At 56.3% G+C, this 9,365-nt stretch carries 6 protein-coding genes and 1 pseudogene; 6 read left to right on the forward strand and 1 reads right to left on the reverse strand.

Annotated elements, in window-relative coordinates; all coding sequences use genetic code 11:
- Positions 1–92: 92 nt before the first annotated feature.
- The gene (locus DMZ65_RS17475) at positions 93–674 is read right to left on the reverse strand and encodes a T4SS efffector SepA family protein (protein ID WP_116600054.1); all 582 of its coding nucleotides are present in this window, start codon (positions 672–674) and stop codon (positions 93–95) included.
- A 1,836-nt stretch (positions 675–2,510) separates the two neighbouring features.
- On the opposite strand from DMZ65_RS17475, the gene DMZ65_RS17480 reads away from it, so the two are divergent.
- The 6 genes and pseudogenes from DMZ65_RS17480 to DMZ65_RS17505 all read left to right on the forward strand — a co-directional run.
- Entirely contained in the window at positions 2,511–3,188 is a 678-nt protein-coding gene (locus DMZ65_RS17480; RefSeq protein WP_116600060.1) for a PDDEXK family nuclease, read from the forward strand.
- 2 nt (positions 3,189–3,190) lie between these two features.
- Positions 3,191–3,451 (forward strand): hypothetical protein, encoded by a 261-nt coding sequence (locus DMZ65_RS17485; protein WP_116600055.1) that lies wholly within the window; start codon positions 3,191–3,193, stop codon positions 3,449–3,451.
- Between the two features lie 31 nt (positions 3,452–3,482).
- Positions 3,483–5,819 (forward strand): TnsB C-terminal domain-containing protein, encoded by a 2,337-nt coding sequence (locus tag DMZ65_RS17490; RefSeq protein ID WP_116600056.1) that lies wholly within the window; start codon positions 3,483–3,485, stop codon positions 5,817–5,819.
- Between the two features lie 2 nt (positions 5,820–5,821).
- Complete coding sequence (locus DMZ65_RS17495) at positions 5,822–6,784, forward strand: TniB family NTP-binding protein (RefSeq protein ID WP_116600057.1); 963 nt, start codon at positions 5,822–5,824, stop codon at positions 6,782–6,784.
- 5 nt (positions 6,785–6,789) lie between these two features.
- A complete protein-coding gene (locus DMZ65_RS17500) occupies positions 6,790–8,340 on the forward strand; it encodes a TniQ family protein (RefSeq protein ID WP_116600058.1) in 1,551 nt (516 codons plus the stop codon).
- 667 nt (positions 8,341–9,007) lie between these two features.
- Positions 9,008–9,365: pseudogene (locus DMZ65_RS17505) on the forward strand (transposase); the annotation flags it as partial.

The raw sequence follows: 9,365 nt of genomic DNA on the forward strand, positions 1-9,365 counted from the left end.
CGCTTCTCTGAAAATTGTGGATTGTCTCCGGTGCGAGGAGTGCGGCCAATGCTATCTGTCGCGATAGAGGCCTTTTGTCGGGGACTGGCATCTTACTCTCCTGCGCGGAGGATGCCGATCCGGCCCGGATGCTGAGCTTTTTCGTTCTCGCGCCATTGGAACCGTACCGTGACAGCCACTCGATGCTTGTCGGCAAGGCGTTTAATTTCTTTCCAGGCATCTTGCGCGGATTGCCCTTGGATGGAGACCCCTAGGTCGGGCAGGAACTTGTATCCTTCCGAGGCGTATTCGTACGGCTTAGAGGGGACTTGCAGTTCGTGGCTGAGGGCCGTCGCATCCATCCCGGTCTTCTTCTTGGTCGAGGTGATGACCTCCAGCAGCACAGCTGACCAATTTGCTTTGGCTTGGGGCCGACCGTCTACGGATGCTTCCAACATTCTCGTAAAGGAGAGGCCGGGCGCTGATCGGAACTCCAGTGCCCCTTCGGCAGAAGGCGAGTTTGGGCTGTCGCGGTGTGCCACCTCTTCCTGCACATCATCGCGTTCCAGGCCAAGAAGGTCCATTTTCTCACGGACCAAGCAGTCAACAGTTTGAGAAGGCGTCTCTGTCCCCAGCCACGTGGCCACGGATTTGAGATCTGCGAATGTCGCGTCGTTGATGCGTATCACGGGCATCGTATGTGTCTCCTGAAACCTCACCCATGAAATATGTAACATAAAAAATGAAGAGTGCAAGATCCATTTCGGGACGCCACTGGCTGCAGAGGGGGAGCTTGGTGGTCAAGGGTTCAGAGGGGAGTTGTCACAAAGGGCATCTCTGGCCGGGCCTCCGTAAGGTATTGTTTTTAAATGGAATTCATGGTGTCCTGGGTTCTGGGTCGCACACGCTGTGACACGGAAATCTATTAAAATCAGTCACTTACGAGATGTCACATGTCACGCCAGGATGTGTATTACATGCGTACATGCGCATGCATACATGTGTGTGCGCGTACGTAAATACATATATATCTGTGACATGTGACATGTGACATATACCTATATAATGACATTTACTCATTGATTTTAAAAGAAAAATTCACGTCACAGTTTTTGTCACAAGCTGTCACAGTTGACCAGATGCCGTCGTCGGATCAGCGCAGGTTGCTGAAAATAAACAGTTTTCGAGAAAGTGAGTTGTGTGACATCGCCAATCGGCATGCGGGAGGGGGCATCCATTCCGTCAACAGGGCCGAGTGGGGGCAAACGCATCCTGGCCTTGAACTCTGAAGAGCCTTGTTCCGTTCGATCTGTCCTGATGGCTGGCCTTCGGTGCGCGGGAAGCCTTGTAGTTATCCAATTTCGCTCGGCTTTATCCCCAAGGCAGCAACCGCGCTTCCATTGGTCGGTCTAACCTGCTTCTTCAAGCTGTCGCAAAAAATAAATTTTGAGGGAATTAGACGGTGTCTGCCACGTGATTAGGTCCCCGCCGCGCGTCGCGGCAAACTTCCCTATCACCCACGGGTTGGCAAATCTGCCCTGATAGGGAAACTCATGCCCGATCTCGACAAGAGGCCGCAAGCCGGCAGGCGCGGTCTTTTTAGAATTGTGGCGCTGGGGCCACGCACTGCGGGCGCGCTGTGCTTCTAGCCCTTATGAAATCTTGTCGAGGAGTGGATGGGATTTCTATGTTTGGGTCATGACGCAAAACAGCATTCATATCTCGCCTCGGCTCATACGGTTCATATGACGTGAACCTGCCCAACCGCTTCCCCTGCGGTTGGCATCCGAGATTTGAGAATGGAGAGTGTATCGATGGCTGTCGAACCCATCCCCCAATTGCCTGCCCAGGATTCTGCAGTCCCGTCTCGTGGAATCGCCCCTCGAAAATCGCGTGGTGATTCTCTGAAAACTGACGCAATCAGCGGTGTGATCACCATGGTTCTTCTGCAGAATATCCCGTGGGAAGGCTGCATCTCAGCCCGTTTCACTTTGCGAAAACGTCAGCGGGAGTCGCAAGGCCTCGGTGATCTGCGGGGTGGGGAGAGCGGATCCGCGCAAGATGATGTGCCTGCGAGAAAGCAGAAAAGATCCGCGGGTTTCTTTTTCGCAATCTGATGGGTGATGCCTGACGCTAACCCATTGTCAGAAAAAGAAAAAGTCTTTCTGGAGTCAAAATCGGTGGCTACCAAATATCCAACGCCGCAACAGAGGAGGCACTGACGATGTAGCAGGAAACGAAACAGCGATCTGCGCCAACAGACCGCTCTCTCATTTGGGAGACCGAGGTCCACCTCTTTCATCTCGAAACCTATCACCCAATCGGGTCGGTTTCAAGGACTCGGATGCTTCCAGAACATGATGACCTTCTCTTCCGCGACGCATTTGTCGCCACGGGAAAGGTCTGCCCGACGCCGACCAAGCTGAAACCCGAGAGGGGACATAGACGCTGGTTTTGAAGGGTAGATCCAGAAGGTCACACGCTTTCCGGCTGATCGGGAAGTGGCACCTGATGATTTTTGGAATACAAAGATGTCTGACCTTTCTCGTTCCGGCGGTATCCGCCTTCCCGAACCCAGTCGTGGTGACCGCAAGACGCAAGTCGGCTCCACGCAGCACTTCACCGGAGGCATTGTTTTTGGTGAGGGTCATGGGGTCCGCCATGGCGTTGAAAGCCATCTCGAAGCGGATTGCGCGATGGTCTTGGCGTATCGCCCTGACACCAAGGAAGTTATCGAACAGGTTCGCTTTGAGTGGTTCGATGAGTTTGGGGAAGTCCACAACCACTTCATCGACTTTGTCGTTATCCGCCAGGATGAAACTGTGACGGGATACGCGGTGCGGCCCATTGAGCGTGCCAGCCGGAAGTACCTGATCGAGCTGGCCCGGATCAAAGCTCAGGCGATCTCCCAAGGCGTTCTCGATGACTTCCGTCTGTTCACGGAGGACGACATCTGCCCGGTCGAGCGTTACAATGCCGGTCTCTTTCACTCGGCGCGACGCCCGGACTGCTTTGGTGACCCTGTTGCCCAGGACGTGGTGCGGTCCATGACCGGGGTCGTCCGTATGGGCGATCTCGTCGAGAAAACCCGTCTGGACGGCATGGGGTTTCGGGCCTTGGTGCGTCTGATCCGTTCCGGGCATCTGAAGACGCTCGGCTATGAGCGCCTCTCCCATGATGTGATGGTTTTCAAGGCGAAGGAGGTCTGAAGATGTCCAAGCATACTGGTGAGCTCATGCTTCGTGGCAAGGCTGGCGCAGATGTCGAAATCAGCATCCAGCAGTTTGATCATGCCAAGCTTCTCGCGGAATTTGGTGTCGGACGAGATGAATTGCCCGACAAACGACCGCTTTCGCAGCGCCTCGACGTTGTTGCCGAGTTTGCCGTCAAGACACGTATGCCCATCGGTGTCAGCTATGTCTTGAGCGATCGCGAGCCCTCCATGAACAATTCGTTCCACAGCGTCTTGTAGAGCCCACCGATCGCGAAGCCTCAGGTTTTCAATGCGTAAAGCCGGAAACCTCAGGCCGCGCCCCACCTCCAGAAACTTCTCCAATGGCGAGGCCCAATGGCCATCGCACTCATCATTGCTGCATCGCGCAGCCCAGATCAGCAGCCCAGATCACATGAAAGGATACACCATGGATCTCTCGTTCAGCACCGCCAACGCTCGTTATGCCTTTGGACAGTTCGACCGTGTGTCGATCGATAATCTCCCCTTCCAAGTCGAAATGGAAACCGAAACCGGCTACCTTCTCCGCCGGGACGACGCGAATGGGCTTTGTCAGCAATTCACGCACGAAGATCTCGCCCGTTTCGGTCAGCAGGGCCGTATTCGGGTCGAGCGAGATTGCTTTAATCCGTCTGCAGCACATAAGCGGCTGATGTCTAGCCAGACATCGATTTCGGCTTTGACCGGGCGTCCCGGGCGTCGTCTCACCAAGAAGGATTTGTACTGTCAGGTTGCCCTGGAGCTCCATGCCGAGGGCCTGATGACGTTCACGGACGCGTCGATCAAAGCCAACAAGGCTCTCCTTCTCGACCGCGTTATGGACATTGCACCCGATGACTTGCCCGAGCCTGGCAAGAAGTTTCGGAAGTCTGAAAACTTCGCCAAGGTTCCCTCGCCACGATCGCTGCGCCGATGGCTCGCCGAACTCAACAAGTTTGGGCTGATTGGACATCTCGATCGGGTGTCCGCACGCGGAAACCGCGGGTCTCGTCTCTCACCAAGCGAGTACGCGCTGATGATGAAAGGGGTCCGCGGCTACATGTCGCCGGATAAGCCCACCATTCATGCGATCGTCGAGGACGTGAAGCTTTCCTTTGCAAAAGAAAACGCGGAACGCGAAGCGCGAGGTGAGCTCAAGATGAAGGTGCCAAGCCGAGAGACCATTCGGCTTGCTGTGCGTGCCCTGGACCCGTTCCTGGTGGAATTGAAGCGCAACGGCGCTGCAGCCGCACGCAAGAAGTTTCGCCCCGTCACAACAGGTCTTTCCGTGACGCGTCCTCTGGAGCGGGTGGAGATCGACGAATGGACGGTCGATGCGCAGACCTTGTTGGAGAGCACCGAAATCTATGGGCTCTTCACCGATGAGGAGAAGCATTCGCTCGGTCTGTATTTTGAAGAGCACGAAGATCCGAAGACCGGGAAGATCAAACAGAAAAAGACGGCACGGTGGACCCTGACCGCCGCGATCTGTTGTGCCACCCGGTGCATTGTCGGGTTGGTGCTTAGTCGCGCTCCAAACGCAGAGGCCGCAGTCCAGCTGTTGCAGATGATCACGACGGACAAGGGAGCCTGGGCAGACGCTGTAGGTGCCCATACGCCCTGGGACATGCACGGCACCCCGGAGTTGATCGTCTTTGATGGTGGCTCGGCGTTCAAATCTTTGCGGTTTCGGATGGCCGCCGAAGATCTCGGTGTGATGTGGGAAATGGCGATGAACGGCGTCCCTGAGAACCGTGGCACCATCGAGCGATTTTTCGGAACGTGCTCCGGTGACTTTGCCTCCCGCCTTTCGGGGCATACCTTCCGTGGCATCATGGAGAAAGGTGATGCGGACCCGGAAAAGCGCGCAGCATTGACCTTGGATGATCTGACGTTTGCGCTGATCCGCTGGGTTGTCGAGATCTACCACAACACGCCGCACTCCGGTCTTGACAACGAGACGCCGGTTCAGGCCTGGCGGCGCCTGAACAAGCTGTATGGCGTCACCCCGCCGCCAGACTCCGAAATGATGCGGATTTGTTTCGGGCAGGAGCGCGAGTACCGCTTGGACAAAGAAGGCATCACCGTTCTCGGTGTGACCTACCAATCTGAAATTCTCCAGAACCATTTTCGTCGGAATAACCCTGGGAGCGTCAAGGTTCGCTGGCATCCCAAAGATGTAGGCGCGATTTCGGTGCTGATGGGGGAAGAGTGGTGCAACGTCCCCTCCCAAGACGCGTCCCTCCAAGGCGTCGCGGCACAAACCTGGCTGACTGCTGTGCGGCATGTGCGCGCCGGCAACCCGAAGGCGGATCATCTGAACAATGCAGTCGTCCGGGAAGCTATTTTGGCGATCAAGGCTCGGAATGAGGTGGCGATGGCGAAGGCAGGGCTGAACCTGGAGGATTGGTCCGAAGATCGGTTCAAGCGTGAGGAAAAGAACATTCTTGCAGGTGTGAAATTCTACGAGCCGAAAGCGCCATCCAAGGCGAAAGGCGAGCTTGGGAGTGAGCTGCCTTCGCTTGACGATTTGAACGGTGAAGTCTGCGAAAGCACCGACGCGCAGGCTGGCCGCAAAGGCCGGAACGGCACCTCGCCGGGGTCGTCCATGACCTTCGAGGAGGAGTGATCATGATGGATCAACACACTGCCGAGCAGGCTCTCGAGGCTCTGCGTAAGCTGCATATCGGAACCGACCGGGACGCGGAAGCCGCGTCCCACATCGAACGGCTTTTCGAGAAGGACGCTGCGGGTCATCGGACGCCTGTCGCGAAACGGTTCACCAAGACCCGTGAAACGCGTGGCGTGATGGTGATTGGTGAGCCCGGGAGCGGAAAATCCCATCTCGTCAATCGCACGCTCGAGAAACTGCCGATGTTGCGGCCGCAAGAAGATGGCACTCCGCGTTACATTGGTTGCGTGGTGCCCAGCCCCGCGACCTTCAAGAGCATGATGGGCGAGTTGTTGAAGGTATCTGGGTACCCTGTGGAGAGTAAACGGCAGGAGGCCTGGTCGCTGTTCCAGGATTTGCGCTATCGCTTGGCCGAGCTGGAGATCAGCGTGATCTGGATCGACGAGGCTCAGGACTTGTTCTGTGCCGATCGCAACCTGATCCTGCGGGCACTGAAATCGCTGATGCAGGGTGAGCATGCCATCACGATCATCGTGTCCGGCACGAAAGACCTCGCGACCGTGATCCGGAGTGACCAGCAGGTAAAGCGTCGCTTTACGTCCATCGTCCTACCCGAACTCACCGAACAATCCGACGGCGAGAATTTCTGCCAGATCATGGAGCATTATTGCCAGCGTGTCGGGATTCACGCTCCGATGGAGACCGACTTGGTCGGACGGGTGTTCCACGGTGCCCGGTATTGTTTTGGACGGGCGGTAGAGCTGCTGTTGCTGGCGCTCGAGTTCGCGATCGAGAACGAAGATAGTCATCTCGAAATCGGGCATTTCGCCTCGGCCTACGCGATGCAGGAATCCTGTTCGGCGTCGGAGAATGTCTTCTTTGTCGAGCATTACTGGTTGATCGAGACGGACCCAGAAGAGGATCAGAAGCCCCGTCGGTCCACGGGCAAGCGGAAGCGGTGATTGCCATGGCCAAGCTCTTTCCCAAAGTCTCCTTTGTTCACGATGAGACGCCCTTGTCCTGGGCGGCACGTCAGGCGGCCTTCCACAAGGGAGGTCGCCTCGTCCCGTTTCTCAATGATCTGCGTATTCCTGCCATCGATCTCGCGCGGGGGCTTCCGGGGGCGGTTCATCGCCTCTGCGAGATCGCCGGCCAGGACCCGGCGCCGGTGGTTTGGAACACGATCAGCTCGATTGGCGCACGCCGCTTCAGCCTGCGCCAGCACGAATTTTCGGCTGAGTTCACGACCGGGGTCGAGACCAGGATTTGCCCCTATTGCCTCGCTGAGGACCAATATGACCAGCAGCGCCCTGACGTTGCGATGCGTCATCGCCTTGCATGGCGCCTTGCGCCTGTTCGTACGTGCCGCCGCCACGGGACACTGCTGCGCGATGTTCGAAAGAGCGCGTGGGATGATCAACTGCATGAGCTGCAGGCCATGCAGGATATCATTGCAGCGGAATTGGCCGTGCCGGAGCCATGCGAACCGCGGGCACCCTCGCCACTCCAGACCTACGTGGAAAACCGTCTGGAAGGACATTCCGGTCCGATCTGGTTGGATGGGCAAGGCATTGATCAGGCGAACCGGGCAGTCGAGATGGTGGGCGGGTTGATCGCCTTCGGCCCAAAGCAGCAGGCCGCTGAGCTGTCTCAGCGCATGTGGGACGACGCCGGACGTGCAGGTTGGGGCCTCGCGGCAGGGGGCGAAGCCGAAGTGGTGGCTTTTCTTGAAGATACGCTGAAGGCCACAACGCGCAGTGAGGGATTTGCGAGCCCTCGGAGCGCTTTCGGGATGCTCTATGCGTGGCTCAACTCTGGGCACCTGTCAAAGGACCCTGGGCCGATCCGTGCTCTCCTGCGTCACGTGATCATCGAGAATACGCCTCTGGTCCCTGGGCGGAATGTTCTGGGTCAGCCGGTGGCCCGTCCGAAATACAGTACCCTGAGTTCGATCTCCAAATCCGAGAACGTTCATCCCTCGACACTTCACAACCTTCTCAAGGCAGCTGGCATGTCGCCCGGAGAGGGGGAGGCAACAGGGGCTGGGCGCCTTGTCGTTGACTATGCGAAGGTTGTCGAGCTGCTCGGGGATGCGAAGTTTGCTGTGCCGACGACCCAGGTTCCGTATGTCTTGACCTGTTCACGGCCGGTTGTAAGCGCGTTGATCGAACTGGGATTGCTGAGCCGTATCCATGATCATCGGAATCTGCAAAGCAAGGTCGGCAAAGCTGTCGATGGCCGCAGCATCAATAAGGTGCTCGATGTCCTGCGAGACAGGTTCGACGAAGTGGAGGAGCTGCCTGCCGGCATGGAGCCCTTGGCCAGGTGTGCGGAGAAATCCCGGGCGAAGCTGAAGGTAATCCTGGAACTCCTCTTCAAGGGGCACTTGTCCAACGTGGTGCGTCTCGATGGTCAGGTAGGGTTTGCTGCCATTAATCTGGATCCGGAGGAGATAAAGTCCGTTTTGGAATCGCCGCCGGTTGGGGTGTCTGAGGACGCATATTTCCTGATCCACTGACCTCGTCCCCCCAAGCTTTCTTGATGAAAGTCTGCAATGCCGCCTTCGGGCGGCATTTTTTTGTGAACTTTCGATGGTCATTTGATGTGGGTGTAGTGGTCAAAATGGCCGCCTCAGCGTGATTGCGTGTAAATATTATTGTTTAATAACAACAACATATTTTCGGATGAAGTCAGGTGGTGGACATTTATTGGTGGTTTCCACAATGGTGATCTGACCACCAATAAATAGCCAGCGGCCGGGCTGAAATGTCCATTTCGCAAGCAAAATAAGTCAATCGGGCGGAAACGCCCGATTTTCGCGTTTCAGGCCCCTTTGAGTTAAATGGGGGGGCGAGCCTGTCAGAGAAGATATGGTGCGGCGTTTTGGCGACCAAAAACAAATTTTCAGTTTTTCGTCCACCACAGCTATTCGAATATATCGCTACAAAGCCAGACCGATCGATCTACGGCATGTGCTTGGTGAAAGCTCTGCTGAGTATTCCAAGGAGTTTCAGAACATCAGCACGCCGAGAGACAGCGCCCTGAACCCAGTCCCCGTGTTTCAACAAAAAAGGGCGGCTCGCGCCGCCCTTCGATATCATTCTCCAGTGTTTTTATCGTGATCGCTGAATAGCCCCTAGTATTGTAGACGCTTTTTTCCCTAATTTTGAGGCAAGGAGGCCATAATGGGGAAGCCAAATTTCAGTGGGGATTTCAAGCGCGACGCAGTGCATCAGATCACGGTATGTGGATATCCAGTTCGTGAGGTTTCAGAGCGCTTAGGCGTCAGCACCCACTCGCTTTACAAATGGATGAAGTTGTACGCAACGGCCGCGTCACATGCGTCATCTGTGGACCATGAAGCTGAGAACCGCCGGCTCAAGCGTGAGCTGGCGCGGGTGACGGAGGAGCGCGATATATTAAAAAAGGCAGCCGCGTACTTCGCCAAGGATGCAAAATGAAGTACGCGTTCGTCGCCGAGCATCGCTATCTTTTCGGTACGCAGGATGTGTCATTGCCTCAACATTCATCCCAGCGGGGTCT

This window comes from Primorskyibacter marinus (assembly GCF_003313245.1).
Taxonomy (GTDB): Bacteria; Pseudomonadota; Alphaproteobacteria; order Rhodobacterales; family Rhodobacteraceae; genus Primorskyibacter; species Primorskyibacter marinus.